Raw genomic sequence first — 26719 nt, 5'->3', positions numbered from 1 at the left:
TGATTCAGACAAATTTAACTATCAACTAAAAAATGCACATAGCTATTGTAGGAAATATAGGCGCGGGTAAAACCACGTTGACAGAAATGCTGGCCCATAATTATGGTTGGGAACCACTTTTTGAAGCTGTAGATAACAATCCATACCTGGAAGATTTTTACAGCGATATGAAACGCTGGAGTTTTAACCTGCAGATTTACTTTTTAAATAGCCGTTACCGCCAAATCATCGACATTCAAAAAAGTGGTAAAAATATTTTGCAGGACCGTACCATTTATGAGGATGCCTACATTTTTGCAGAAAACCTGCACGATATGGGCCTGATGACTACCCGCGATTACGAAAACTACGAATCGATATTTCAAAACATCACTGAGTTTATTAAACCGCCAGACCTGTTGGTTTATCTGAAAGCTTCGGTACCAACCTTAGTAAGCAACATCCAGCGCCGTGGTCGTGAATATGAGATAGGCATCCGCCTGGATTACCTTTCAAAACTGAACGAGAAATACGACAAGTGGATTAAAAACTACAAGTTAGGTAAACTGCTTATCCTCGATAAAGATAACCTCGATTTTGCCAATAACACCGAAGATATGGCTACCATAGTTCAGTTGATTGAACGGGAGATTAACGGACTGTTTTAGCTTCATTTTGTGGCGATGAAAAAGATCTATCTGGCGGCTTTACTCCTTTTATTGTTCAGCTGTAGTTTCATGATAGATGACTTTAAACAGCTCGATTTAAATGAATTTAAAATAACGGTTCCTAAAAGCTGGGAATATATTAAACAACGAGGCGTAGATTCTTTTATAGGATTAATATCTATCAAATCATCAAAATCAACTTTGCAATTTGATTTGAGCAATAGCGGTTACGCTAATAGTTTAATTTTAACCGAACAAGAGTATCTTGAACAAGAAGAGTGGAAGCAAGGCTCTTATTTTTATAAAGATGGGGTTACTTACACCGCCGATTTCAATGTTAAAAATGAGCGGACTACTCAAATGAAAAAGTTAGGAACAACTGATTCAACTCTTGTACATGTAGAGGCTGACCCAAGTTACCAAACAAAAACGCTGGTCCATTTACCAAGCCCTTCTCAAAAGGTAAAGTATGCAACCGCCGATTACATAGCCGATCTTACCTATAACGATAGCACCATTTTTGTGCCGATAGAGATTCCAACGGTAATAAAAATGCACAATATTAAAATTGATACCATCGAAAAATATGTCATAAAAACTATCTGGCCCAAAATACCAGGAAAAGGAATGACCGGGGTATATTTCAAAAGCCGCAACTCAAGGTTTAACTTTCAAATGTCGGCGGCTGATTTATCTAAATCAGATCAGGATTTGGCATTACAGGCTTTTAAATCTATCGTAATCAAATGAAAACATTAGGTATAATTCCCGCGCGCTATGCGTCTTCCCGTTTTCCTGGCAAGCCACTGGTTGATATTGCCGGTAAAAGCATGATACAGCGGGTTTACGAGCAGGCTAAGAAATGCGCGAGCCTTGCCGAAGTTATTGTTGCTACCGATGATGAGCGTATTTTTGCGCATGTACAGGCTTTTAGAGGCGTTGCTTTGATGACCGGTGCCGATCATCAAAGCGGAACAGATCGTTGTGCCGAGGTAGCTTCTTTACATCCCGAATACGACGTGATTATCAATATCCAGGGCGATGAACCGTATATTGACCCGGAACAGATCACCAAGCTTGCTGCCTGTTTCAATGATGAGAGCACCCAGATTGCGACGCTGATTAAAAAGATTACTACGCAGGAGGAGTTGTTTAACTATAATTCGCCCAAGGTAGTGATCAATAAACTATCCGAGGCTGTATATTTTTCGCGCGCAACCCTTCCTCATATCCGCGGAGAGGAGCCAGATAACTGGCTGGAGTTTTACACCTATTTTAAACACATTGGTATTTACGGTTACCGGGCCGATGTTTTGCAGCAAATTACTAAACTCCCTATTTCCGGCCTCGAAAAAGCAGAAAGCCTGGAACAGTTAAGGTGGATAGAGAACGGCTACCGTATTAAAGTTGCCGAAACCGAATTAGAAACCCATTCGGTTGATGTGCCTGCTGATTTAGAGAAGCTAAAACTTTTTAAATAGATAGTTTAGTAAGAGCAATTACCCTTGATTTTTGTTTCCTGAAGTTTTGATGAACGAAGTTTATTAGTATATACATGCTATACATTTGGCGTGTAATTTTATAAGACGGTTAGCGCCTATTTAAATTGCAGCATATGTTGGTAAAAATACTGGTAGCTTTAGGAAGTTTAGGTTTCTTCGTGTTTGAAATTGCTTTTCTATCGCCAAAGCCACAGCAAGGTTATGTGATTACAAAACAGGGCGATACCATAGCCTGTATTATTAAAAGACCTCAAAACTCATCTGTTTATTACAAACCACAGGGAGATACACTTTTTCACCGTGGAGATGCAGGATTCATTAAAGAATATAAATACACCCGGAAACAGCAACTGTTTAAGGCTATCACAATTCCCGCAACTTTGACCCCCGTTTACATGCAGTTGATAGATTCGGGAAAAATAAACCTGTTTGCTTTTCATGAGCGGGTAGGGAAGCAGGTAAACACTCACTTATTTGCAATAAAAGGAAACCAACCTGTTGTGCAGGTATTTGGATATAATGATAAGGCCGATAACAAAACATCGTTATCTCAATTGGTAAATGACAACCAACAGGCAACTGATCTTTTAAATAATGAGGGTAGTTATACGATAAATAAAGTTACCAATTGTATCAGGTTTTATAATGGTGGAAGCGTTGATGCGAAGTAAAAATAATTTTAAGTCCTACGACTCTAACTTTTTTTAATAAAAGACTTACGAAGTTTTTAAAACTTCGTAAGTCTGAAACGTCCAAATTCACAGCATCTTTCTACTCCCTGTTCAGCAAAACCGCGAACTTATTCCCATAATCATCCAGCTGCGATTGATATTGTTTGCTCAAAGCTGTTTCCTGGTATGCTTTGGTGGTTTGGGCAAGGCCATTTAACACATATAGCTGAAATTGCACCGTGTTTGAATCAATAGCGGCCGGGTTATCCTGTAACAAATGATAATTATAATCCAGCTGATCTGTAAGGTAATTACCAATGCCTTTTACATAGCGGTTGGCCAGCTCCTTATCGTTAAGTTTATAGGCAACCTGGGCCAGCAATAATTTCCGGTGCGCCGTATCAATATCCGGGTTGATATCTGGCATCACGTTATCAAATTTATGGATGGCGTTTAGCGCGAGATCGTTTCGCCCATCCTTAATCAGCCCCATAGCCAAATCGTGAAAAGTGCTTTCAATAAAAGGGTAAAACTCCGTTTTTGAAACATTATCCAAATACTTGGCATGTTTAAAATTGCCGAATTTAAATTTGTTCATCACGTTGCCGTACATCACCAGGCTGTTCACCTTGCTTAGCTGGTCATTTTTAACGCTGGTATCGGCTTTAAAAGGGATAAGGTGGTAAACAAAGCCTTCTTTGTACAAATAGGGCTGCAAGCCATGCATGCCGCTTGGTGGCACGCCAATGGTAAAACAAATCGGGCGTTTCCAATCATTATGCGCCATAATATCCAGCATGGCCAGGTTATCCTTAAACATATAGTTGGCTGGGTATTTCCACTCCATACTATTAGTTAATTTGTCTTTTTGGGCGGCAGTTACTACGCCATTTTTTACCAGCTCATCGGGGTTAACTGTTACCTTAAAGTTTTTGGTGGGCAAATAGTTCATGGTTTCGCCGCTTTGGTACTGCACTTTGGCACGACTATCATCCGATGTTATAAAATCAAAAACCTCTTTGGCTTCAACCGAACCGGGCAGTTTGGCATCATTGTAGGCAATTACATCCCTTGTGCCTTGTTTGTATTTATCAAAAGGCATGGTAATAGGCAGTGGTGCTGATTGATTCATGGTGTGCTGCATTTGATGGATATACCAATCGCCGCTAAACAGGCTACTGCAAACTATCCGTACATCGGGGCGTACGCCTTCAACTTCCTGGTTATACCATAACGAGTAGGTATCGTTATCGCCATTGGTAAACAAAATGGCGTTTTTAGGGCAGGAGATCAGGAAATTGTAAGCCATATCATGCGGCGTCATTTTGGTCGACCGGTCGTGACCGCCCCATTCCTGTTTGGCCAGCAACACGGGCGCAGCCAATAAACAAAGTGCTATTGATGCCAGTGCCGCACCACGGGCGTTTGCTTTTCGGCTTATAAAATCATTAATAGCCAGCACGCCAAGGCCGATCCAAATGGCAAAGGCGTAAAAGGAGCCCACGTAGGAGTAATCACGTTCGCGGGGTTGCAGGTTAACCTGGTTAACGTACAGCACTATGGCCAACCCCGTAAAGAACCAGAGCAGGGCTATCACCGTTGCATCACCTTTTTTACGACTAAAATGGTACACCATCCCAAACAAACCGATAACGAACGGTAAGGCATAAAGTGGGGTATAAGTGTCAGACAGGGTCACAGATTTAGGCAGATGTTTGGTTCCGTCGAAAATCCCCGAAGTCCAGTTGCCATCAATGCTCTGGGTGTTTTGCTGTCCGTCGGCGTCGTTGTACCTGCCAACAAAGTTCCACATAAAATAGCGCCAGTACATCTGATACATTTGCCAGCTCAGCATCCATTTCATGTTATCGGCAAAGGTAGGGCTTTGGCCATCGGGCAGTTGCAGCCACTGCTTGTAAAATTGTACATTTTGAGCATATTCCGGGTCGCCCTCGGTGCTGTGCATTCGGGGCATAATGGTGTTATGATCGTAAGTGTTGTTCAGCTTTTTGCCGGCCACTTCATATTGGTTTTTGCCTTTAACATAAATATTGGCGCCCTCGGTTTGATCGGTAACCTTGGCATCAAAATAAGGCCCGTACAGCAAAGGGTTTTCGCCGTATTGAATACGGTTAAGATAGCTGTTAAGCGTAAAAGCGTTATCGGGGTGCGAGTTATTCAGATCGGTATTAGCCGTTGCCCGGATAGGGATATACGCGAACGAACTGTACCCAAAGTAAATAAACGTAATACACAACAAAGCCAGGTTTAAAACCGGCTTTTTATACCTTATGCTGTACGCAATACCTGCGGCTAATATGGCAATGATAAGCGCGAAGAAAAATATCCCCCCGCTCCAAAAGCCGAGGCCAAGCGTATTCACAAAAAACAGGTCAAAATAAGCCGCTATTTTAATGGTGTATTCCCTGATACCGTATTGAACAAGGCCAAGGATACCAATGCTGATAAAAAAAGCGATGATACCGCCTTTTAATGTTGGGTTTTTGTACCTGCGCAGGTAGTACACCAAAGCCACCGCCGGTATAGTAAGCAGGTTTAACAGGTGGATGCCTATAGATAAACCCATAATGTAGGCTATCAGCACAATCCATTTGTCGGCACCACGTTCATCGGCGTGGTTATCCCATTTTAAAATGGCCCAGAAAACTATAGCGGTACATAGCGAGGATAAGGCAAATACAATGGTTTCTACCGCCGAAAACCAAAACGTATCGGTGTAAGCAAAAGCCAGGGCGCCAACTAAACCAGCGCCCATAATCAATATAGTTTGTGATGATGTCGCTTCATCGCCCTTGGCAGTCAATAGTTTTTTTGCCAGCGCGGTTATCGTCCAAAATAAAAACATAATAGTAGCACCGCTTGCCAGGGCCGAACCCAAATTGGTAAAATAAGGCACTTTGGTATTGTTACCAAATGATAGCAGTGAGAATACCTTACCCAGCATGGCAAACATAGGGTAGCCTGGCTGGTGCGATACCTGCAAACGGTATGCACAGGAAATAAATTCGCCGCAATCCCAAAAACTAACAGATGGCTCTAAAGTTAAAACATACGTGCTAAAGGCAATACCGAGGCAGAGCCAGCCCAGCAGGTTATTGATTTTTTTGTACTGCATAATGAATAAGGTGTAAATGTTTTATCATATGTGAATTGATGACCACAATTTCGGCCTTAATTTTAAAAGGGCGATAAACATTAACATCACTTAACAACTTTTAACACATTTTAACTTATTGATTGTGAGTATGTAATGAATGTGTTTGATTCTGAAGTTGATCATAAATGATTGTGAACAAAATGAACAGAACGCCTTGAAAGGCAGTCTGCTATATTGTAACCAAAATGAAAAGTATTCGTAGAAAAATCCATTACGGGAGTAATGCACTTGGATAAAGAAAGCCAGTTTAAACTATAGGAAAAAGTAATTATCATTAATAGTTAAGAAGTTTTACAGCAGCAATAATTCTGCAAATTATCTGCTGATTGATGTTTTTATTCTTTTTAATTTATTAATTTACAGGTAGATACAGTATTGTAAACCGTTGAGATTTATGCGAATAAAACAACATCATTTTATTGACAATAAATGGACCGAGCGTTTTGCTGATGCAGAATTTGATGCCCAGAAATGCCAGCTTGTTTTGGCTTTTGGTGCACCGGTTTTAATTACCGGGCCTGCAATATTTGAACATTTGAAAAGTATTTACCCGGCGGCAAATATTGTGTTTTCGTCAACATCCGGAGAGATCATAGATAGCGATTTTTATGACGATAGCATTGTAGTTACTGCAATTGAATTTGAAAAATCGACCATAGCTTGTACCGCTACTCATGTAAACAAATACGCCAAAAGTTTTGAAGTGGGGGCGTACCTCATGTCGCAGCTGGACAAAAAAGGCTTGAATTGTGTTTTCATCATTTCTGATGGAACATTCATCAACGGGAGTGATCTGGTAGAAGGCTTTAATAGTGATAATCCTGATAATGTACCGGTTACCGGTGGTTTGGCAGGCGACGCGGCAAGATTTAACAGTACATTCACCAGCTTAAACGAAGTACCGGCGCAGGGCAATGTAATAGCCATCGGCTTTTATGGAGATGACTTAATGATTAATCATGGCTCAAGCGGCGGTTGGGAAGAATTTGGTCCGCAACGTACCATCACTAAATCTGATAAAAATGTGCTTTATGAAATTGACCATAAAAGCGCGCTCGATTTATATAAAGAATACCTTGGCGAATATGTAAAAGAGCTGCCTGGTTCGGCCTTGTTGTTTCCTTTATCGCTAAGTATTCAGGGATCTGATAAAAAACTGGTGCGCACAATTTTGAGCGTAAACGAGGACGAAAAATCTATGACCTTTGCCGGTAACCTGCCCGAAGGGAGTAACGTGCGCTTAATGAAAGCCAATTTTGATAAGCTCATCAAAGCGTCGTCAACAGCGGCTACAGACGCAAGCGGCAGCCTGGCATCAACAGAACTGGCTATTATGGTAAGTTGTGTTGGCCGTAAACTGGTATTAAATGAACGTACCGACGAAGAATTATTGGCCGCTAAAGATATTTTTGGTAACGATACCGTAATAGCGGGTTTCTATTCATACGGCGAATTGTCGCCTTTAAACAAAGGTTCAAATTGTGAGCTGCACAACCAAACCATGACCATAACCACCTTTACCGAAAAATAAGTTATGGAATATCATCGCCTGTTAGATAAACAAATAAAAAAGACTTTACCTGCCCGGTATTTGCAGGACGATGCTATTTTGCAGTTTTTAAACTCCATAAATAATAGCTTTAATAATTTCGATAAATCGATTAAACTGGCCGATCACGCTTTTAACATCAGTGAACGCGAATACCTTTCAGTAACCAATAACCTGCAAGAGCAAAACGAGATTAAGCAGGAATCGATTTCACAGCTGAAACGGGCCATTAAATCGCTTGATCCGGATGTGGAACTCAAAGCTTCCGAGTCCGACGACGATCTTATACATATCATCAGTTTTTTGCAGGAGCGCATAGCCAAAGCCAAGGAGCTCGAAGTTGCTCTCATCCATTCAAAAGAACTGGCCGAGAAAGCGGCAATGGCCAAGGCGCAGTTCCTTTCTATTATGAGTCATGAAATTCGTACGCCGATGAACGCGGTGATTGGCTTTACACATTTACTTATTCACCAGGACCCAAAGCCCGAACAAGAGGAGTTTTTAGGCTTTTTAAAGTTCTCTGCCGAAAATCTGCTGGTACTTATTAATGATATATTGGATTTTAGCAAGATAGAGGCTGGTAAGGTTGAATTTGAAAGTGTTGATTTTAGTGTAACAGATCTGATAAAAAATATCCGCCTTTCCCTGCTCCAAAAAGCCAACGAAAAAAATATACAGATTAAATTAATGATGGATCAGGATTTGCCTAATGCTCTCATTGGCGATCCGGTTCGGTTAGGCCAAATCCTTACAAATCTGATTAGCAACGCGGTAAAGTTTACCCATAAAGGCAAAGTTACCATAACCGCCTCTCTGATTCACAGTAATGAGGATACATCGGCTATTGATTTTGAAATTGCGGATACCGGTATAGGTATTATGCCCGATAAAATTGAGCACATTTTTGAAAGCTTTAGCCAGGCCAGCTCAGATACTACCCGCAAATATGGAGGCACGGGCCTGGGTTTAACCATAACCAAGCGATTACTGCAATTACTTGGCAGTGATATTCATTTAAAAAGCGAATATGGTAAAGGATCGGTATTTAGTTTCAACCTTACTTTTAAAAATAGTAAGAAGCGGCTAAGCAGCACATCAGATAGCGATGAGTTTTACGCTCTTAAAAGCTTAAAAGGCACCAGGTTGCTCATTGCCGAGGATAACCAGATCAACGTAATACTGGCCAAACAATTCATGAAGCAGTGGGAGGTAGAGTGCGATGTTGCAGAAAACGGTGAAATTGCCCTGATGCTGGTAAAAACCCATGATTATGATATGATACTGATGGATTTGCAAATGCCCGAAATGGATGGTTATCAAACCACCAGCGCCATCAGGGAATTGCCTGGCGATAAGTATAAAAACTTACCCATCATCGCTCTTACAGCCTCGGCTATGTTGGATATCCAGGATATGGCATTTACCGTAGGGATGAATGATTATATCAGTAAGCCATTTAATCCTAATGAATTACATCGTAAAATAGCTTTGTATAGCAGGCAAAAGGAGCGTGTGTAAAAAACAGCTCCTGGCTTTTATGGCCCAATAAATCAAAGTGTTAGCAGGTTAAAAGTTGTTTAAGCGCTTTGCCCGTTTCGTTTTTTATAAACAGGTAAGGCAAAACCTGAAAATTTTCTTACTTTTGTATCCCGTACACAAACATTTGGTTCCGGCTTAAAACTGGTGCCATTTTTCAAAAAAATCATGACTAAATATATTTTTGTTACGGGTGGCGTTACCTCGTCTTTAGGGAAAGGTATTATCTCAGCCTCATTAGCCAAACTACTTCAATCGCGCGGATATCGTGTTACCATTCAAAAGTTTGATCCCTATATCAACATCGATCCGGGAACATTAAATCCTTATGAGCACGGTGAATGCTACGTTACCGAAGATGGTGCCGAAACAGACTTAGATTTGGGTCATTACGAGCGTTTTTTAAACACGCCAACTTCAAAAGCCAATAATATTACTACCGGTCGTATTTACCAAAATGTGATCAATAAAGAGCGTGAAGGTGCTTTTTTAGGCAAAACCGTACAGGTGGTGCCACACATTACCGATGAGATTAAACACAATTTCCGCATTTTAGGCGAAAGCGGTGATTATGATATCGTAATCACCGAATTGGGTGGTACCGTAGGTGATATTGAATCATTACCTTATATTGAGGCTGTGCGTCAATTCAGGTGGGAGATAGGTTCTGGTAACTCATTGGTAATTCATCTTACCCTTGTGCCTTTCCTGGCAGCGGCAGGCGAGTTAAAAACCAAACCAACGCAACACTCTGTTAAAATGTTATTAGAGTATGGTATTCAGCCGGATATTTTGGTTTGCCGCACCGAACACCACTTAACGCCTGATATCCGTAAAAAAATAGCTCTTTTCTGTAACGTAAATATCAACGCGGTTATTGAGTCCATTGACGCGTCAACCATTTACGATGTGCCTTTGCTGATGCTGAAAGAGCAGCTGGATAAAACGGTACTTACCAAACTTAAATTACCACATAAAACCGAGCCTGAATTAAATAACTGGAAAGATTTCCTGGGCCGCTTAAAAAACCCTTTAGCCGATGTGCGCATTGCGCTTGTTGGTAAATACGTGGAGCTGCCGGATGCTTATAAATCTATCACCGAAGCATTTATTCACGCGGGAGCCGCCAAAGAATGTAAAGTGAGGGTTGAATATATTCCATCAGAATCATTAACTCCAGAAAACGCTGTTGAAAAACTAAAAGGTATGCATGGCGTTTTAGTGGCTCCTGGTTTTGGCGAGCGTGGGTTTGAAGGTAAAATTCAGGCCATTCGTCACGTACGTGAAAACAATATTCCGTTTTTTGGTATCTGCCTGGGTATGCAATGCGCGGTGGTTGAATTTGGACGCAACGTTTTAGGTTTAGAAAACGCCAACAGTACCGAAATGAACCCCGAAACGCCAAACCCGGTTATCGGCATGATGGAAGAACAAAAAACCATTACAGCCAAAGGCGGTACCATGCGTTTAGGTGCTTATCCCTGCGATATTAAAAAAGGAACAAAAGCAGCCGCCATATACGGAAAAACTCATATTTCGGAACGCCATCGTCACCGTTATGAGTTTAATAATGAATATTTTAAGCAGTACGAAGCTGCCGGTATGACGCCATCAGGTATTAACCCCGATAACGGCTTGGTTGAGATTGTAGAGCTTAAAAACCACCCGTTTTTTGTGGGTTCGCAATTTCACCCCGAATTAAAATCAACAGTTGCTAATCCACACCCACTTTTTATTAACTTTGTCGCCGCTTCACTGGCTTATGCCCGTAAGAAATAAGTAATTGTACGATACAATATAATGGATAAAAATACTTTCACAGGATTATTCCTGATTATGGCTATCATAGCCGGCTCAATTTATTTTTTAAAGCCGAGTGAAGCCGAATTGAAAAAAGAACGCCTGGTACAACACCAGGATTCGGTAAAAAAGGGGTTGTTTAATAAAACCGGCGCTCAGGCAGCCACTAAATTTGATACCACTAAAGCACCTGTTAAAACAGTGGCCGATTCGGCAACTTTAAAAACGCCATTTGGTGCGGCATCTGTAGGTGTTGATAAACTGGTTACCATTGAAAACCAGGAGTTGGTAGTTAAACTAAGTACAAAAGGAGGTAAAGTAGCTTCTGTTGAACTTAAAAATTTTAAAACCTTTGATAAAAAGCCTTTGATACTTTTCAGTGGCGATAAAGATCATTTTGGTTTAAATTTTAACGCGGCCGGTAAAAATATCAATACGGATGAATATTACTTTACACCAAGTGCAGGCGATTTAAAAGTTGCCGAAAAAGATTCGGCTTCAATTACTTTGCGTTTAAGCTATAACGCTACGCAGTATATCGATTATGTATACAGCTTAAAAGGTACCGGCTTTAAATTGGGCTTAACCATTAAACCTGTAGGTTTGGATGGCATTATAGCTAATAACAGCAGCCTTAACCTTAACTGGGCAGCCAGCCTGCACAAACAGGAAAAGGATATGAAGCAGGAGCGCCAATACTCTACTGTTTACTACTACAATACCGAAAATACGGTAGATTGGTTGGCCGAAACTAAAGACGATCAGAAAGAGATTGCTGATAAAAAGATGAATTGGGTTTCATTTAAACAGCATTTCTTTTCAAGCACGCTGGTTGCTCAAAATGGCATCAGCAAATCAAACTTTGCTGTTGTAACAGATGTAGCGGATACTGCCGATGTGAAACAAATGAAGGCTGATCTTACTTTGGCCCGTTCTACAGATGGTAGCGTACCATTGGAGTTTTATTTTAGCCCTAACCGTTATTCAACGTTAAAAGATCAGGGTCATGACCTTCAAAAATTGGTTTACTTAGGCTTTAGCCCATTAAAATACATTAACCAGTTTGCGGTATTACCGTTGTTTAACTTCCTTAACCAATTTAACTGGAACTACGGGTTAATCATCCTGATCCTCACTATTGCGCTTAAATTGGTGTTATCACCGCTTACCTACAAGTCATACCTATCTATGGCTAAAATGCGCGTATTGAAGCCGGAAATGGACGAGATAAAAGCAAAAGTAGGTGAAGATAACCCTACGCTGTTACAGCAGGAGTATTTGAAGCTTTACAAAAAAGCAGGTGTAAATCCGCTGGGCGGATGTTTACCGTTGTTAATCCAGATGCCTATTGTTATCGCGTTCTTTAAGTTTTTCCCAAGTTTATTTGAACTGCGCGGACAAAGCTTTTTATGGATGCATGACCTTTCAACTTACGATTCTGTAATCAAATTCGCACCTATTATGGGTGTTGATCATATCAGCTTAATGTGTTTGCTGATGACGGTATCAACCTTGATTTACACATATTTCAATAACCAGATTTCTGGCGCTACAGGTCAAATGAAATATATCGGTTACATTACACCGCTTATTTTCCTTTTCACCCTTAACAGCTACCCAGCAGGTTTGAACTATTATTACTTCCTGGCCAACATGTTAACCTTTACGCAGCAATACCTGATTAAATTTATGGTTGATGATAAAAAGATCCATGCCCAGATTCAGGAGAACAAAAAGAAACCAGAAGATCCTAAAAAGAAAAAATCAGGCTTCCAGGCTCGCATGGAAGAAATGATGAAAGCCCAGCAACAAGCTAAGAAATAGATTTTTTGAACTATTAGACTTTGGGACTTTAGGACAAAGGACTAAAAGGCAAAAGACTTTTAAATCCCGGGAGGTTAGCTTCCCGGGATTTTTTGCATTTACAGCACGCCCAGACTTCCGAAGTTTTTAAAACTTCGGAAGTCTTTCGTTACGTTGTTGTTTTTTTGTATAAGCTATCAGAATCCCTTTTCAACATCTGCACATTTGAAATCTGAAATCTGCACATTTGAATTCTGCACATCAATAAATCATTCCATTTTCAACACCCCGTCTTCAACCCACCACCAAAGCCATTTACCTCCGGATGCTTTATTGATATCAAAGCCAGCTATATCAAAGTGGCCGTTGCCTTGGGGCGTTCCTTGTATTTCGTAAACTTTAATAGCTTTATGGTTGCGGTTCCAGGTTAGGGATTTGCCTGGTTCGCATATTTCTGGTTTCTTTTTATGATCTGTAATTAAAAAGTAGACTTTGCTTGTTCCTATAACCGTGGCTTGTCCGTTTTGGTCCATGCATACGGCGGTGCGTTCGTCGGCAGCGATACCTTTGGCAAACAGGTGCCAGTCTTTGGTGATTCTGCTTAAAAAAGCTACATGCCGGCCTTGTCTTTTACGTGTCAGGTAATGTTGATCGGTAATTACGGAATGCAGATATGGCGCTTGCAGAAAGTCGTTATTGTAAACCTTCACTAATTTATTGTACGGATCTTTAAGCGCTTCATCGGCAGTAATGCTACCATCTTCGCCGCTATAATAAAACCCACTCAAAATAGCGCAACCCGCGCTGGTACCGCCTATGGGTGCATGCTTTACATTGAGCAGGTAATTGATGGCCTCAAGAGTTTTCGTACCTTTCCAATACTTCATGTAATTAGATTGATCGCCACCGGCAATAAATAGCATTTCGGCATTCCGGATAATATTGGCTACAGTGTCATTATTAGCCAACTCACGTGAGTTGATCATCAGGGTTTCAACTGAATTTACTTTGCCAAGCTGATTGATATACGGATTGTAAGCATCGGTCCCCGATGCGCGGATTATCACCACATCGCCGCCGCCGCTACGGTTAATCATCCATTTAAAAGCGGCATCAACATCTTTACCACCGCCAATCATCGCAATGCCACCATTTACCGTAGTATTTACATTAACTGTATCGCCGATGATGCCTATAGAGGCGGGGCGACCTGGAATATGCTTAATCGTTTTTACAGTATCGGCATGTTGAACAGGCGAGGCGATCCCAAGGAGCATAGACAAAGTTATAGCAAGTAGATTCATGGCAGATAAAGGTAGCTTAAAACAAAAGCAATCAGAACCAAACAAATCCAAAATTGGGTAGTTATCGTAGTTGAAATTAATTAAATTATAAATAAAATTTACGTATTTATAATTGCTAATTTAGAAGCTATTAAGTTTTTATAATATCGAATGTTAAAACCGCCTATTCCGGAAAATGAAAGTGGGCGCCTTGCGGCGTTAAATTCCTACCAGATTCTGGATACGTTGCCCGAGCAAGGCTTTGACGAAATAACACTCATTGCATCAGAAATTTGTCAAACACCAATTTCATTGGTGAGCCTTATTGATAACGACAGGCAATGGTTTAAATCAAACAAAGGTTTAGAAGTAACCGAAACCCCTAAAGAACTTGCTTTTTGCGCGCATGCTATTATTGAGCCCGATAAGGTAATGATAGTTAAGGACGCTTTTAGCGATGAGCGTTTTGCTGATAACCCGTTAGTAACCGGGAATCCTAAAGTGATTTTTTATACCGGTGTACCGCTTATTAACCCCGATGGTTATGCTTTGGGTACGTTGTGCGTTATAGATCATAAAGCGCGCGAACTTAATAATACCCAGATCATAGCGCTTAAAGCCTTAGCCAACCAGGTGGTTGCTCAGTTAGAACTCAAGAAAAAAGTAACCGAGTTAAATGCCACCAAACGCGAATTGGAGCAATCAAATGAATACCTGGAGAAATTCGCGGTAATGGCGGCGCATGATATTCGTAACCCATTAACTAATATTTTGCTCACCAGCCAGGTTTTGCGGGATAGATTTAAAGATAAGCTGGATGAAAAAGGGAACAAGTTCCTGGATATTATCAACGGATCGGCCCATAAGCTCATATCCCTGTTGGAGAAAATGCTCGACTACTCCAAATCGAGCAAAGTGCTGATGCAAAATAAGGAAGAGGCCGAGGTTTTGCAACTGTTGCACGAGGTAATTAAATTGGTTAACGTGCCGCCGGCTTTTACCATTAATATGCCATCCCGGCCGATGAAAATAACAACCTCAATCATCGCCTTTGATCAGATTATGATCAATCTGCTTAACAATGCCATCCGGTATAACAACAAAGCAGAAGGAGTAATCAAAATTGATTTCTCGGCCGATAACTGGTTTTACACTTTCAATGTTACCGATAATGGGATAGGAATTTCCCCCGGAAATTATAAAAAGATTTTTGAACCCATGACCACACTGGGAACAAAAGATCGTTTTGATAAAGATGGCTCTGGCATTGGTTTAAGTACCGTAAAAGGGCTTGTGGAGGCTTTAGGAGGCACTATAACGGTTAATTCGGTTATTGATGAGTTTACTACTTTTACGTTTACTTTGAAACGGTAAGTCGCTTTTTGATAACAAACTTACGAAGTTTTTAAAACTTCGTAAGTTTTCGCTGCTTCTTAAAAGCGTTATCTCAATATTTATAAGGCTCCATTTTTCCGCAAGAGCAAGCACAATTAGCATCGGTAATCCCCAATTTTTTAAGATAAAACTGGTAAAAGCCAATCCGGTCGTTCATTGGCTCTACATTATCACCCTTACCGCATTCTACGTCGCCGTTTACAATGTTGATAGTCATACCAAAACCGGGTGTGGTACGACCGTGTGCTTTGTCAACCGCGTTAGGCTGCCATTTGCCGGTCATTACATCATGGGCCGATGGCTTGTGGGTTTCCGGGGTCATCCAAAAATAGATGGCGGCTTTGAACGCTACAACGGGATCGGTTTCCACTAATTCGGGTTTATTAAGCAGGATTTTTGGATCGCCAAAAATGATATTGGAAGCATAGCCATAATTGCCGTTGTAGCTTAATTGCATCGGGCCACGGCCATAATAGGTTTTACCCTTCACGGCCGGGTATTCGTCGCTATCAGAAATATAGATGTTTGCGGTATTGGTTTCGTGGATGAGCATCAAGCCATCGGTATAGCTGGCATTCATACCATGGCGGGTTTCGTGCGAGATCTGCGCAAAAAAAGCGGCCAGTTCTTTTTTGTTAACATCTGCACTAAATGCTGTGCAAAATTCGCCGTAATTAACGGTGAAGGCGCTATCTGGCTTTTGCTTGGCCCAGCCTTCATTCCAGTCGGCATCTTGCCGTACAACGGTTGCCTTGCCACTTTTATCGGTACGGATAAACTGGTAAACAGATACCGCCCTGCGGGTAATTTTTATTTTTACTTCTCCCAGTTCATCGGCTGCTTTAATAAAGGCGGCATAGGTATAAAATTTATTACGCTGTGGGAAAAGGTCATTAAACTGCTTTTCGCTCAAAATACTGCTTACAGATGATTTGGGTTTGGCAACGGAAGCGCTATCTGCTGTTTTATTTGCTGTGGTGTTTCCGCCGCAACTCAATGCAGATACCAGCATAGTTGAGGCGAACAGGAATAGCAGTTTGGAGGATAATATGATAGATTTCATAATGTTATAGATGGTGCGTGTTATACGTTGTTATAAATGCAAGTTTAAAGGTATCATTTATTAAAAACACTCAATAAGCAAAAATTATACTAAAATGCTAAATCGGCCTTAAATATGAAATGTAAAGCTTTATTTTACGGCCTTAGTTTAAATGTAAAAATGGTATATTCAATTAACAATATTCATGAAGATATATACTAAAACAGGGGATAAGGGGTTAACATCATTAATAGGCGGCACGCGTGTGCCTAAATATCATTTGCGAATTGAAAGTTACGGCACGGTAGATGAGTTAAACTCGTACATCGGCCTTATCCGTGATCAGAATATTACTGTACACGATAAAGAGATATTGAAGCAGATACAGGACAGATTGTTTACAATAGGCTCCTCGCTGGCGGCCGACCCGGAAAAAGCTAAAATGATTTTGCCGGATCTGCAAACGGCCGATGTAGAATTGCTGGAGTTGGAGATGGATAGCATAAGCCAGCAATTGCCGGAGTTGCGTCATTTTATTTTGCCTGGTGGTAGTAATACCATTTCGTTTTGCCATATTGCACGATGCATTTGCAGGCGTGCCGAGCGGATCACCGTGCAGCTTGCCAGCGAAAGTACTGTTGATGAAAAAGTGAATATTTATCTGAACAGGCTGAGTGATTACCTGTTCACTTTGGCCCGCAAAATTGCAAATGAAACTAATGTGCCTGAAAATCAGTGGGTACCAAGGATTTGATTTTGTGAAAAAAAATATTGATATTTCATTTCAAAATGTTATACTTTTGCGAAAAAGTAAATTTACTTATAAATTATAAAATATAGAGAAACATGTATTGGACACTTGAATTAGCATCTCACCTTGAAGATGCGCCATGGCCCGCAACAAAAGATGAATTAATTGACTATGCTATTCGTTCAGGAGCTCCTGTGGAGGTGATTGAAAACCTGCAGGCACTGGAAGACGATGGTGAACCGTATGAGAATATCGAAGAGATATGGCCGGATTACCCAACTAAAGACGATTTCTTTTTTAACGAAGACGAGTATTAATCAATATAAAAAAGCCCTTAACAAAGGGCTTTTTTATTGGCCTTAACTTTTTGGAATGATTTTAGTAATAAGCTTAACACATTTATCACTTAAAAACATATAACAATGAGAGGCTTATTGTACATCATCGCGGTTATCCTGGTAATAGGATGGTTATTCGGAGCATTTATTCACCCATTTGGTGGAGGCTTAATTCACATACTTTTAGTTATAGCTATTATAGCTGTACTATTAGGAGTAATCCGAAGAGCGTAAACTGCAATCAAAAGATAAAAGCCATTAGCCTTGTAGGTTAGTGGCTTTTTTTGTTTAACAGTAACTCTGCAATGGCAATGTCTTGGGGGAAGGTGATTTTGATGTTCTCGTGGTCGCCTTCGGTAAGTTTAATTTCAATGCCCATTTCTTCAACCACGCTGGCGTCGTCTGTAAATTTTGAGTCGAACTCCTGCTCATAAGCTTTCCTTAGCAAGCCTGCTTTAAATGTTTGCGGCGTTTGCACCAGGTAAATCTCGTCCCGCAATAAGCTCACGGATTTGCCATCAACTACCCGCCTTATAGAATCACGACTTTTAACGGCTGTTACCGCGTTGCCGTATTCATTGGCGGCAGTGTATGATTTTTGAATAACAGCGCCACTGGTAAGCGGACGAACGGCGTCATGTACGGCGATTAGTGCATCGTCGGTACATCTTATCTGGCTCAATCCGTTTTTTACCGAATGGAACCTGGTTTCGCCACCGGCAACTAAAAGATGGGGGAGGGTAAAGTGATGGTCATTGCAAAGTTGTTTCCAATAGGTATGGAAATCGGTATGGAGCACCAGTATCAATTCGGGGCTTACACCCGAGTTATAAAAAGCCTGCATGGTATGCATTACCACTGGCAAGCCATTTACCAGCAAAAATTGTTTAGGCACTGCCGATTGCATACGCGTACCAGAGCCGCCGGCAACGATGATGACGTATTTTTGAGTGGTGAGTAGTGAGTGGTGAGTGGTGAGTGGTGGGTTTTCCATAAATTTTAACTCGCGATGCCGTATTTCTTTTTTCAATTATCATTTGAACGCGGGCTACGACTCACCCCGGCAGCGCTTCGCTGGCCGACCCTCTCTCCGGCTAAAGCCGCATAGAGGGTAACCCCATTTTTTGTTTCTTCACCCCTCTATGCGACGCGGTCGGAGAGAGGGGTGAACGAGCATAGCGATGTTCGGGGTGAGTCGTTCCTTGGTTAGTTTACGTCATCTAACATTTTTATAAGCTGCGGATTCTAAAACCCAAGATGACATTTTTTTAATCCAAATCTAAGACAAAAAAAATGAGATATGAACCGAAGTCACATATCTCAAATCTCATATCTGAAAATCTAAAATTAGATGATCAGCATGGCATCGCCATAGCTGTAAAAACGATACTTTTCTTTAACTGCGACTTCGTAAGCGTTCATTACATGCTCGTAACCGCCAAATGCCGATACCATCATCAATAAAGTTGACTCCGGAGTGTGGAAGTTGGTGATCATGGAATTAGCGATGCTGAAATCGTACGGAGGGAAGATGAATTTGCTGGTCCAGTCGTTAGCGGCTTTAAGGGTTTTGTTTGCCGAAACAGCCGATTCGATGGTACGCATTGAAGTGGTACCAACCGCGCAGATGCGTGATTTACGCTCAATACCACGGTTTACAATATCAGCTTGTTTTTGCTCAATGATAAACTGCTCAGAATCCATTTTGTGTTTGGTTAAATCCTCAACCTCAACCGGGCGGAAGGTGCCTAAACCAACGTGCAGGGTAACCTCGGCAAAATCAACACCTTTTAATTCAAGGCGTTTCATTAGCTCACGACTAAAGTGCAAACCAGCGGTAGGGGCTGCAACAGCACCTTCGTGTTTAGCAAAAATGGTTTGGTAACGTTCTTTATCTTCGGCAGTAGCTTTACGTTTAATGTATTTTGGCAGTGGTGTTTCGCCAAGGATCTCTACGTTACGACGGAACTCCTCATCGGTACCATCAAACAAAAAGCGGATGGTACGGCCACGTGAAGTGGTGTTATCAACAACTTCGGCAATTAACAAATCGTCGTCGCCAAAATATAATTTATTACCTACGCGTATTTTACGTGCCGGATCAACCAGCACATCCCATAAGCGCAATTCTTTATTTAATTCGCGCAGTAAGAAAACCTCAATGGTAGCGCCTGTTTTTTCTTTGTTTCCATACAAACGTGCTGGGAATACTTTGGTATTGTTAAGGATCATTACATCCTTATCATCAAAATAATCCAATACGTCTTTAAAAATTTTATGCTCAATTTTGCCAGAATCCTTGTGTAAAACCATTAAGCGGGCTTCATCGCGGGTGGTTGATGGGTTATGTGCAATTAACGACTCTGGTAAATTGAATTTAAATTGAGATAATTTCATGTTTGTGTATATGAATTTTCAGGGCGCAAATGTATGAATTTTTTTTGTTAATATCACCGATTTTTTTAAGGGTTATAATGTTTTATCAACCGTTAAGTTTAATATTAAAATACTGTAACTTAAAGCATGTAATATCGTCTAAAAAATAAAAACATTCAACCCGGTATATTTTAATCTTTTTACTGCCTGGCATACTGCAATTTAGTAATAGGTTTAACCATTGAAATCCAAATAAGTTTATATGCTGTTTTTAAAACTTTTCGGCGAAAGCTTTTTATTTGCTTATGATGCGCTAAGGCAAAACAAAACCCGCACAACGCTTTCGTTGCTTGGGGTTACTATTGGCATATTCACCATTATCGCGGTGTTTTCGGCGGTTGATACCTTGCGCAATAATTTGCAAAGCAGCGTTAATAAATTGGGCAACAACAGTATTTATGTTGAAAAATGGCCATGGGTAGGCGGCAGTGATTTTCCGTGGTGGAAATACCTGCAACGCCCGGTATCAAAATTGAGGGATTTTAACGAGTTATCGCGCCGCAGCCAAACTGCCGAAGCATTATCATACGAGATCAGCATTGATAACCGCACCATTAAATTTAAAAGTAATACCGTTGATGGCGCGCAGATTGACGCGGCATCACAGGATCATAACAAAACCTGGAATTTTGACTTTGCCCAGGGCCGGTATTTTACCGATATGGAATCAAAAACCGGTTCGCCCATAACGGATATAGGGTTTGATATTGCCCAAAACCTTTTTCCGAATGGTGATGCCATTGGTAAGCAAATAAAGGTGATGGGGCGTTATGTAACGGTTGTTGGCGTGTTTTCAAAACAGGGTAAAGATATGCTGGGCATATCAACCGATAAAGAAGTATTGCTGCCGCTAAACTTTGCGCATAACCTGATAGATATTCAAAACGAAAGTTACCACCCATCCATTATTGTGCGTGGTAAAGAAGGCATCCCTACCGATGATGTAGAAAGCGAAATCAGGGGTTTGATGCGCTCGATAAGGAGTTTAAGACCCGGTGTTGAGGATAACTTTGCTCTTAACCGTACCACTATGCTTACCGAACAATTGGATTCGGTTTTTAAAGTGCTCAATACGGGAGGTTTCATTATCGGTTTATTTTCGATGTTGGTTGGTGGCTTTGGTATTGCCAACATCATGTTTGTATCCGTAAAGGAACGTACCAACATCATCGGTATTCAAAAGTCATTGGGTGCCAAAAATTATTTCATATTATTGCAGTTTTTAATTGAATCCGTCGCCCTTTGTATAATGGGCGGACTTGTGGGGCTTTTACTGGTTTATTTTTTAACTTTTGGTATCAAAGCTGCCGCGGATGTGCAGGTGGTATTAGGGTCAAAAAATATAATTATCGGTTTAAGTTATTCGGTAGGAATAGGGGTGGCGTCGGGAATTATCCCGGCTTACTTTGCCTCCATACTTGATCCTGTTGAAGCCATACGAACTAACTAAGCAATAAATGAAAATTGTAAACCAAACTCTTATGTTTGCGGCTCTTTTAGCTGCATCTGCTTGTAATCAATCTACAAAAAAACAACAGGATACTGTTAAAAAAGATACTACGGCTGTTGAAGCTGTAAACGCGCAGGTTGCAGATACTGTTAATACCAATAATGTATTTACAGCATACATTGGCTTAAAAGATCAGCTGCTAAAATCAGATGTTGAGGCTATAAAAACCGCGGCTGCTACGCTTGACGGCAAACTGGCCAGCATTAAAGGTTGCTCAGAAACCGCTACACTTGCCCATCAAATAGCTACCACCAATGATATCAAAGCACAACGGGCCGCTTTTTTAATTTTAAGTACAGATATCATCGCTCTTGTAAAAGGCTCAAGTATTGAAGCTTCAACCATTTATATTGACTATTGCCCCATGGCTGATAGTGGTAAAGGTGGGTACTGGCTATCGCTTAGCAAAAAGATAGAAAACCCTTACTTTCCAGAGCATATGAAAGAGTGCGGGCAAGTTAAGGAACAAATTAACTAATCAATATCATTTTTTACTATAGCGGTCAAGGTGGATAAACCGTATTTGGCTACTTTTTCAAACAAAGTTTCTGGAATAAATGGCTTGGTGAGGTAATCGCACATACCTGCTTCAAATGCTTTGTTATGGGTTTCGGGCATGGCATCGGCTGTTAAGGCTATGATAGGGATGTTTGGGTGCAAAGTTTTAATTATCGCGGTAGCCTCAAAGCCATCCATAACCGGCATTTGCAAATCCATAATGATTAGGTTATAACTATTGCTGTTTACCATATCTACCGCAACTTGTCCATTTAGCGCTTCATCAACGCTGGCGTTCCATTTTTTCAGGAAGCGGGTAGCTATCATCAGGTTCATTTTATTATCGTCAACCACCAGTATATTCATGCCGCCTAGGCTTAGCGCATGGCCGGCAACGGAAGGTGTAACCGGTTGATCGCCGATTGTTTTGGGGGCGATATTAAATGCGATAGCAAAAGTAAAAGATGTTCCTTTGCCCAACTCGCTGGTAACAGATATGGTACTGTTATGTAATTCAACCAGGCGTTTGGTAATAGCCAGGCCAAGCCCGGTACCACCGTAATCATTATTTATTACCTGTTTATCCTGCATAAAAGGATCAAACACAAGGTTAAAACTCTCTGGTGAGATGCCAATACCTGTATCTGTAATAGTAAACTTTACGGTAACGTTATTGCTATTGATTAATTCCTTTGCCAGTTTGATGCTAACGCCACCGGTATGTGTAAATTTAACAGCATTGCTAACAAGGTTGTTTAATACCTGTCTTAAACGCATGCTATCGCCGGTTATCATTTCGGGGATGCCATCATCAATGTGTACATTAAGTTCCAGCTGTTTTTCGGTAACCCTTGCGTGAAAAGATTGCTTTATTTTTTGAATAAGCTGGTGCAGGTTAAATAGCGAGTTGTTAAGCTCCAGTTTTCCGGCTTCTATTTTATTATAATCTAAAATATCGTTAATGATGGCCAAGAGGTTCTCGCCAGAGAATTTGAGCGTATTAAGATATTCTAACTGCTCGGGCCGCGGGTTTTCTGATAGCAATAAATTGGTGGTACCAATAACCGCGTTCATCGGTGTACGAATTTCATGACTCATGATGGATAGAAACTCCGATTTGAATTTGGATGCCTTTTCGGCCACTTCCTTGGCCCAGATGAGTTCCTGCCTGGCTTTTTGTTGGTCGGTTATATCCTCGCCAATACTGGTGGTGCCTTTAAGGTGGCCATTTTCATCGTAACTAACGGTGTTTTGCCAGCTCATGATGCGCCGCTCGCCGTTACGGCAAATGATAGGATTTACAAAATGCGCGTTAACGGTATTGTTTTCAAACCATCCTAATAAAAACTCCTGCAAATCATCGGGCACAAAGTTTTTCATCCAGTTCATGCCAATAATCTCGGTCTGCGTATAACCAACTAAATCGGCCAGGTGTTTATTGCAGAATACTACGTTGGCATCTTTATCAAGCGTAATGGCAGCCAGGTTAATGGTTTCTAAAACCAGCTTATATTTACTTTCAGACTGGCGATAATCCAGTTCGGCCTGTTTACGCTCGGTAATGTCTTGTAAGGTGCCAATAAATTTACGTATGCTGCCATCTTCGCGGTATAATAACTTACCTATAATAATACTTAGGTGTTTGACATTGCCTTTAGGTGTTATGATGCGGTATTCGTGCGATACATCTTTTAGTTGCCCTGGCTTTTTGAGCAAATGCTTTAAAATATACCTGTCATTAGGATGTACATATTTTAGCAATAGTTTTAAAGGATTGGTCCCTTCAACCGCGGCTACCGAAATTTCGTGAATGTTGTATAACTCATCAGACCAGGCCAGGTAATTTTTATCAAGGTTCCATTTCCAGTTACCAATTCTGGCAATGGCCTGCGCCTCCATTAGTTCAACCTGGCTAATTTTTACAGCTTTTTCTGATAGGCGGGCATCGGTTATATCTTGTAATACCCCAAAAATACGCTTGTTATTACCTTCATCGTCTTTTAAAAGATCGCCGCGGATAATTTTGATATATTTTATGTTGCCTTTTGGGGTGATAAACTTGTGTTCAAATTGCGGCTGGGGTAATTTGTGTATGGCCGATAAATAGCTTTCGGCACCATCCCTATCCTCCGGGTGTATTAAGCTAAGGTAATAATGAAACTTGCTGATATTAGCCGGAATGCTGTCAATTTCCAGCAGTGTATATAAGTTATCGCTCCAATAGGTTTCGCTGGTGCCATGATCATACCACCAGTTGCCGGTTTTTGAAATGGCCTGGGCTTCAAGTAACAGGGCTTCGTTGGTTTTTAAAGCGTCGGCAGCAACTTTTTGTTCCGATATATCAACCAGCGTGGCCGAAATTCGCCCGGTGTAGTTTAAGCTGCTGTCAAAAACCGGCACCATGTTACACCTAAACCATTGCCCGGTTCCATAATCAGAAATGTATTCAATAGAAATGGGCAGGTGATTAGCTATCACAAAATCAAGGCAATCAATGTATTTCTTAGCTTTCTCTGGTGGCAATACCTGGTCAAGCGTTTTACCGACAATTGATTTGGGGTCGGTAGATCTTTCAATGAGTTCATTATACCATACATTGATGCAAACTTTATTTTCATCAAATTCAAATACCATATCGGTAAATGAACTGATGAGTGAGTGCATATTGTTGTTGAGAGTCATTACTTTATCCACAGCATTTTTTAGCTGAAATTGGTAGGCCTTAACCACCAGGAAGGATACGTAAGCTATGATGGTGAAAACAATACCAAGCACAACAAGTACAGGTAAAGAAATATTTAACCCGGGAGCATCAATGTATGCAGTTATAATGGCACATAAATTAAGTGCGCAAATAGTAACAAATTCCCAACCCTGTTTGCAAAATAATGTTAACGCAATAAAAACGGTAATGGAGCTAAAAAGATAAGCGTGCTCAAAGCCATTAATACTTAGCAATACACAATTATTAATAACCAAAAACGCCAGCACCGTAATATAAGTGCTTATGGTATACAGTTTTTTATTATCGCTAAAAGATAATGCAAGTGATACAAAGCAAAAAAAACAATTGATTAACCTAAGTAAAATAGGATCATATGAATTGTAATAGCAGAGGTAATGTAACGAGGGGCTTGCTATAATTAAACCAAGAAGTAACAAGCGATAAATAGTGACGTCGTTTTGGATCATTAACATTGTTCTAACTTTCAACGACATTATTTACAGGTTTTTTAGGGGTAAAGAAGGGATAGTCCCTATTATAAGGTGGTTAAATTAATAAATTTGCAGCCAAAAATTTACAAATAGTAAATTATCTTAGCAGGTATTAATACGCAGATTTATTTACATTTGTTGCAGATACAAAAATTTCTATGTCGGAAACAGCACAACTAATAATTGGTGATAAAACATTTGAACTCCCGGTAATTGAGGGTACAGAAGGTGAAAAAGCGATAGATATTTCAAAACTGAGAGATCAAAGCGGTTATGTAACGCTGGATATCGGCTACAAAAACACAGGGGCTACCAAAAGCGCTATCACGTTCCTCGATGGCGAAAAAGGTATCCTTAAATATCGTGGTTATTCTATTGAACAACTGGCAGAAAATGCCAGCTTTATTGAAGTTGCTTACTTGTTGATTTATGGTGAATTACCTACTGAAACTCAATTAGCAGACTTTCAATACCAGGTGAGTCGCCATACATTGGTTCATGAGGATATGAAGAAGTTTTTTGACGGCTTCCCGTCAAAATCTCATCCAATGGGTCAGCTTTCATCATTGATTGGCGCATTGGCTGCCTTTAACCCAGAATCATTAAAACAAGGTTTATCAACCGAAGAGGTTAACCTGGAGATAATGAAACTGTTGGCCAAAATGAGTACGGTAGTATCATGGATCTATAAAAAGTCATTAGGTCACCCGGTTGTATATCCTCAAAACAAATACGACTATGTAACCAACTTTCTGTACATGACCTTTGCCGAACGTACGGAGGATTATAAAGTGGATAGGGTAGTAGTTGATGTAATGAATAAACTATTGATTCTGCACGCAGATCACGAGCAAAATTGTTCAACATCAACTGTGCGTATCGTAGGTTCATCTGATGCTAATTTATATGCGTCTATTTCTGCCGGTATCTCTGCACTTTGGGGTCCGTTACACGGCGGTGCTAACCAGGCGGTAATTGAAATGCTTGAAAAAATTAAGGATGATGGCGGCGATACCGATAAATGGATTGCCAAAGCCAAGGATAAAAATGATCCTTTCCGTTTAATGGGATTTGGTCACCGTGTATACAAAAACTTTGATCCGCGTGCCAAGATCATTAAAAAAGCTTGTGACGATATTTTAGAGAAGTTAGGTATTAACGATGAGGTGTTGGAGATAGCTAAAAAGCTGGAAGAAGTAGCCTTGAAAGACCCTTACTTTGTAGAGCGCAAGCTTTATCCAAACGTTGACTTTTACTCTGGTATTATTTACCGTGCTTTAGGCTTCCCTACAGAAATGTTTACTGTATTGTTTGCCCTGGGCCGTTTACCGGGTTGGATTGCGCAATGGAAAGAAATGAAAGAAAACAAAGAGCCTATCGGTCGCCCGAGACAAATCTATACCGGTACTACTGATAGGGAATATAAGAATATTAAAGACAGGTAGGTTTTTGGGACTATTGGACTTTTGGACAAAAGACTTTTGGAGTAAGGATAAAGGAGTAAAATCAGATAGATAATAATAAAAAAGGGTGATGGAGTTTTTCCGTCACCCTTTTTGTTTGA

At 40.7% G+C, this 26719-nt stretch carries 21 protein-coding genes; 15 read left to right on the top strand and 6 right to left on the bottom strand.

The window, feature by feature from the left end; genetic code table 11:
* The first annotated feature begins 32 nt into the window (after window positions 1–32).
* The 4 genes from QWZ17_RS03155 (at window position 33) to QWZ17_RS03140 (ending at window position 2820) form a co-directional block, all read left to right on the top strand.
* Window positions 33–647, top strand: coding sequence for a deoxynucleoside kinase (locus tag QWZ17_RS03155; protein ID WP_290303461.1), 615 nt, complete (start codon window positions 33–35; stop codon window positions 645–647).
* A 15-nt stretch (window positions 648–662) separates the two neighbouring features.
* Complete coding sequence (locus QWZ17_RS03150; protein WP_290303460.1) at window positions 663–1397, top strand: hypothetical protein; 735 nt, start codon at window positions 663–665, stop codon at window positions 1395–1397.
* Window positions 1394–2128, top strand: coding sequence for a 3-deoxy-manno-octulosonate cytidylyltransferase (kdsB, locus tag QWZ17_RS03145; protein WP_290303459.1), 735 nt, complete (start codon window positions 1394–1396; stop codon window positions 2126–2128). The genes QWZ17_RS03150 and kdsB overlap by 4 nt, the downstream gene beginning before the upstream one ends.
* A gap of 134 nt (window positions 2129–2262) precedes the next feature.
* Window positions 2263–2820, top strand: coding sequence for a hypothetical protein (locus QWZ17_RS03140; RefSeq protein ID WP_290303458.1), 558 nt, complete (start codon window positions 2263–2265; stop codon window positions 2818–2820).
* Window positions 2821–2920: 100 nt separating this feature from the next.
* On the opposite strand, the gene QWZ17_RS03135 is transcribed toward QWZ17_RS03140, so the two are convergent.
* Window positions 2921–5956 carry a glycosyltransferase family 117 protein gene (locus QWZ17_RS03135; RefSeq protein WP_290303457.1) on the bottom strand — a complete coding sequence of 1012 codons (3036 nt, stop codon included), beginning with the start codon at window positions 5954–5956 and terminating at the stop codon, window positions 2921–2923.
* 436 nt (window positions 5957–6392) lie between these two features.
* Between QWZ17_RS03135 and QWZ17_RS03130 the strand changes: the two genes are divergently transcribed.
* The 4 genes from QWZ17_RS03130 to yidC all read left to right on the top strand — a co-directional run bounded on the left by QWZ17_RS03130 (window position 6393) and on the right by yidC (window position 12707).
* Complete coding sequence (locus tag QWZ17_RS03130; protein WP_290303456.1) at window positions 6393–7529, top strand: FIST signal transduction protein; 1137 nt, start codon at window positions 6393–6395, stop codon at window positions 7527–7529.
* A gap of 3 nt (window positions 7530–7532) precedes the next feature.
* Entirely contained in the window at window positions 7533–9065 is a 1533-nt protein-coding gene (locus tag QWZ17_RS03125; protein ID WP_290303455.1) for an ATP-binding protein, read from the top strand.
* A 186-nt stretch (window positions 9066–9251) separates the two neighbouring features.
* Entirely contained in the window at window positions 9252–10862 is a 1611-nt protein-coding gene (pyrG, locus tag QWZ17_RS03120) for a CTP synthase (protein WP_290303454.1), read from the top strand.
* A gap of 21 nt (window positions 10863–10883) precedes the next feature.
* A complete protein-coding gene (gene yidC / locus QWZ17_RS03115) occupies window positions 10884–12707 on the top strand; it encodes a membrane protein insertase YidC (protein ID WP_290303453.1) in 1824 nt (607 codons plus the stop codon).
* Between the two features lie 248 nt (window positions 12708–12955).
* Here yidC and QWZ17_RS03110 read toward each other — a convergent pair whose 3' ends face one another.
* The gene (locus QWZ17_RS03110) at window positions 12956–13963 is read right to left on the bottom strand and encodes a cyanophycinase (RefSeq protein WP_290303452.1); all 1008 of its coding nucleotides are present in this window, start codon (window positions 13961–13963) and stop codon (window positions 12956–12958) included.
* 177 nt (window positions 13964–14140) lie between these two features.
* On the opposite strand from QWZ17_RS03110, the gene QWZ17_RS03105 reads away from it, so the two are divergent.
* The gene (locus QWZ17_RS03105; RefSeq protein WP_290303451.1) at window positions 14141–15343 is read left to right on the top strand and encodes a sensor histidine kinase; all 1203 of its coding nucleotides are present in this window, start codon (window positions 14141–14143) and stop codon (window positions 15341–15343) included.
* A 73-nt stretch (window positions 15344–15416) separates the two neighbouring features.
* On the opposite strand, the gene QWZ17_RS03100 is transcribed toward QWZ17_RS03105, so the two are convergent.
* Window positions 15417–16427: a chitinase gene (locus QWZ17_RS03100; protein WP_290303450.1), complete on the bottom strand. Its 1011-nt coding sequence runs from the start codon at window positions 16425–16427 to the stop codon at window positions 15417–15419.
* A 184-nt stretch (window positions 16428–16611) separates the two neighbouring features.
* Here QWZ17_RS03100 and QWZ17_RS03095 point away from each other — a divergent pair, with 184 nt between their 5' ends.
* The 3 genes from QWZ17_RS03095 (at window position 16612) to QWZ17_RS03085 (ending at window position 17729) form a co-directional block, all read left to right on the top strand.
* A complete protein-coding gene (locus QWZ17_RS03095; RefSeq protein ID WP_290303449.1) occupies window positions 16612–17160 on the top strand; it encodes a cob(I)yrinic acid a,c-diamide adenosyltransferase in 549 nt (182 codons plus the stop codon).
* 92 nt (window positions 17161–17252) lie between these two features.
* Window positions 17253–17474 (top strand): DUF2795 domain-containing protein, encoded by a 222-nt coding sequence (locus QWZ17_RS03090; RefSeq protein WP_002996718.1) that lies wholly within the window; start codon window positions 17253–17255, stop codon window positions 17472–17474.
* 105 nt (window positions 17475–17579) lie between these two features.
* Window positions 17580–17729: a lmo0937 family membrane protein gene (locus tag QWZ17_RS03085; RefSeq protein WP_110585189.1), complete on the top strand. Its 150-nt coding sequence runs from the start codon at window positions 17580–17582 to the stop codon at window positions 17727–17729.
* A 37-nt stretch (window positions 17730–17766) separates the two neighbouring features.
* Here the strand turns inward: QWZ17_RS03085 and QWZ17_RS03080 are convergent, their stop codons facing one another.
* Together QWZ17_RS03080 and queA are read right to left on the bottom strand one after the other, a co-directional pair.
* The gene (locus tag QWZ17_RS03080; RefSeq protein WP_290303441.1) at window positions 17767–18489 is read right to left on the bottom strand and encodes a 2-C-methyl-D-erythritol 4-phosphate cytidylyltransferase; all 723 of its coding nucleotides are present in this window, start codon (window positions 18487–18489) and stop codon (window positions 17767–17769) included.
* Window positions 18490–18842: 353 nt separating this feature from the next.
* Window positions 18843–19892, bottom strand: coding sequence for a tRNA preQ1(34) S-adenosylmethionine ribosyltransferase-isomerase QueA (gene queA / locus QWZ17_RS03075; RefSeq protein ID WP_290303440.1), 1050 nt, complete (start codon window positions 19890–19892; stop codon window positions 18843–18845).
* A 241-nt stretch (window positions 19893–20133) separates the two neighbouring features.
* Between queA and QWZ17_RS03070 the strand changes: the two genes are divergently transcribed.
* Entirely contained in the window at window positions 20134–21381 is a 1248-nt protein-coding gene (locus QWZ17_RS03070) for an ABC transporter permease (RefSeq protein ID WP_290303439.1), read from the top strand.
* 7 nt (window positions 21382–21388) lie between these two features.
* Window positions 21389–21919: a DUF3347 domain-containing protein gene (locus QWZ17_RS03065; protein WP_290303438.1), complete on the top strand. Its 531-nt coding sequence runs from the start codon at window positions 21389–21391 to the stop codon at window positions 21917–21919.
* On the opposite strand, the gene QWZ17_RS03060 is transcribed toward QWZ17_RS03065, so the two are convergent.
* Window positions 21916–25131 (bottom strand): PAS domain-containing hybrid sensor histidine kinase/response regulator, encoded by a 3216-nt coding sequence (locus QWZ17_RS03060; protein ID WP_290303437.1) that lies wholly within the window; start codon window positions 25129–25131, stop codon window positions 21916–21918. The two genes, QWZ17_RS03065 and QWZ17_RS03060, sit on opposite strands and share 4 nt — an antisense overlap.
* A gap of 182 nt (window positions 25132–25313) precedes the next feature.
* Between QWZ17_RS03060 and QWZ17_RS03055 the strand changes: the two genes are divergently transcribed.
* The gene (locus QWZ17_RS03055) at window positions 25314–26600 is read left to right on the top strand and encodes a citrate synthase (RefSeq protein WP_290303436.1); all 1287 of its coding nucleotides are present in this window, start codon (window positions 25314–25316) and stop codon (window positions 26598–26600) included.
* The last annotated feature ends 119 nt before the right edge of the window (window positions 26601–26719 follow it).

This window comes from Mucilaginibacter flavus, assembly GCF_030409315.1.
In the GTDB taxonomy this organism is placed as follows: Bacteria; Bacteroidota; Bacteroidia; order Sphingobacteriales; family Sphingobacteriaceae; genus Mucilaginibacter; species Mucilaginibacter flavus.
Note: the sequence above shows the minus strand (reverse complement) of the source record. Positions and strands in the feature narration are given on the sequence as shown.

Excerpts from the sequence above, each read along its gene's own strand:
- QWZ17_RS03155 (WP_290303461.1), top strand. The coding sequence starts at position 33 with ATGCACATAGCTATTGTAGGAAATATAGGCGCGGGTAAAACCACGTTG.
- QWZ17_RS03150 (WP_290303460.1), top strand. The coding sequence starts at position 663 with ATGAAAAAGATCTATCTGGCGGCTTTACTCCTTTTATTGTTCAGCTGT.
- kdsB (WP_290303459.1), top strand. The coding sequence starts at position 1,394 with ATGAAAACATTAGGTATAATTCCCGCGCGCTATGCGTCTTCCCGTTTT.
- QWZ17_RS03140 (WP_290303458.1), top strand. The coding sequence starts at position 2,263 with ATGTTGGTAAAAATACTGGTAGCTTTAGGAAGTTTAGGTTTCTTCGTG.
- QWZ17_RS03135 (WP_290303457.1), bottom strand. The coding sequence starts at position 5,956 with ATGCAGTACAAAAAAATCAATAACCTGCTGGGCTGGCTCTGCCTCGGT.
- QWZ17_RS03130 (WP_290303456.1), top strand. The coding sequence starts at position 6,393 with ATGCGAATAAAACAACATCATTTTATTGACAATAAATGGACCGAGCGT.
- QWZ17_RS03125 (WP_290303455.1), top strand. The coding sequence starts at position 7,533 with ATGGAATATCATCGCCTGTTAGATAAACAAATAAAAAAGACTTTACCT.
- pyrG (WP_290303454.1), top strand. The coding sequence starts at position 9,252 with ATGACTAAATATATTTTTGTTACGGGTGGCGTTACCTCGTCTTTAGGG.
- yidC (WP_290303453.1), top strand. The coding sequence starts at position 10,884 with ATGGATAAAAATACTTTCACAGGATTATTCCTGATTATGGCTATCATA.
- QWZ17_RS03110 (WP_290303452.1), bottom strand. The coding sequence starts at position 13,963 with ATGCTCCTTGGGATCGCCTCGCCTGTTCAACATGCCGATACTGTAAAA.
- QWZ17_RS03105 (WP_290303451.1), top strand. The coding sequence starts at position 14,141 with ATGTTAAAACCGCCTATTCCGGAAAATGAAAGTGGGCGCCTTGCGGCG.
- QWZ17_RS03100 (WP_290303450.1), bottom strand. The coding sequence starts at position 16,427 with ATGAAATCTATCATATTATCCTCCAAACTGCTATTCCTGTTCGCCTCA.
- QWZ17_RS03095 (WP_290303449.1), top strand. The coding sequence starts at position 16,612 with ATGAAGATATATACTAAAACAGGGGATAAGGGGTTAACATCATTAATA.
- QWZ17_RS03090 (WP_002996718.1), top strand. The coding sequence starts at position 17,253 with ATGTATTGGACACTTGAATTAGCATCTCACCTTGAAGATGCGCCATGG.
- QWZ17_RS03085 (WP_110585189.1), top strand. The coding sequence starts at position 17,580 with ATGAGAGGCTTATTGTACATCATCGCGGTTATCCTGGTAATAGGATGG.
- QWZ17_RS03080 (WP_290303441.1), bottom strand. The coding sequence starts at position 18,489 with ATGGAAAACCCACCACTCACCACTCACCACTCACTACTCACCACTCAA.
- queA (WP_290303440.1), bottom strand. The coding sequence starts at position 19,892 with ATGAAATTATCTCAATTTAAATTCAATTTACCAGAGTCGTTAATTGCA.
- QWZ17_RS03070 (WP_290303439.1), top strand. The coding sequence starts at position 20,134 with ATGCTGTTTTTAAAACTTTTCGGCGAAAGCTTTTTATTTGCTTATGAT.
- QWZ17_RS03065 (WP_290303438.1), top strand. The coding sequence starts at position 21,389 with ATGAAAATTGTAAACCAAACTCTTATGTTTGCGGCTCTTTTAGCTGCA.
- QWZ17_RS03060 (WP_290303437.1), bottom strand. The coding sequence starts at position 25,131 with ATGATCCAAAACGACGTCACTATTTATCGCTTGTTACTTCTTGGTTTA.
- QWZ17_RS03055 (WP_290303436.1), top strand. The coding sequence starts at position 25,314 with ATGTCGGAAACAGCACAACTAATAATTGGTGATAAAACATTTGAACTC.